The 460-nt window shown below is 37.4% G+C and carries 1 protein-coding gene and 1 pseudogene; both read left to right on the top strand.

Going from position 1 to position 460, the window contains the following annotated elements:
• Positions 1 to 183 precede the first annotated feature (183 nt).
• Complete coding sequence (locus ACYVTD_RS16655) at positions 184 to 390, top strand: hypothetical protein (protein ID WP_461248770.1); 207 nt, start codon at positions 184 to 186, stop codon at positions 388 to 390.
• Positions 369 to 460: pseudogene (locus ACYVTD_RS16660) on the top strand (VapC toxin family PIN domain ribonuclease); the annotation flags it as partial. The gene ACYVTD_RS16655 and the pseudogene ACYVTD_RS16660, both read left to right, overlap by 22 nt.

Raw genomic sequence — 460 nt, forward strand, 5'->3', positions numbered from 1 at the left:
ATTTATAACAACATCGCTTTCTGGTTCGTCCGCAATAAAAGCTATTATTGCGCTTGCATCTAAAACTATTTCCATTATGGCGTATATCAGATTAAGATTATTGCCGTTGGTGCCGAAGGCGTTAGTAAAGATTCGCCTGAAAGCAACGTAGTAACGGTTACTAAAGTCACTCCCTTACAAATAGTGTTGTATGAAAACGGCGCATGGTCAGTTGGAATTACTGGTTCCATAACTGGCGGTGTGCCCACAGGTGGCGGCGAGAAACAAAATTTTACAATTGAATTCACTGCTCAAAATTCAGATACATGGTGGAGTGAGTTTACCTTTATCGATGGGAAAAGAAAATATATGCTTATGACGCTTTTTATTTGGAAACCGCCAAAAGATTGAATTTGCCATTATTGACATTTGATAACAAAATGAAAATAATTGGAAAAGAAATCGGAATTACCATATTAGG

It is taken from the genome of Treponema sp. R6D11 (assembly GCF_054786075.1).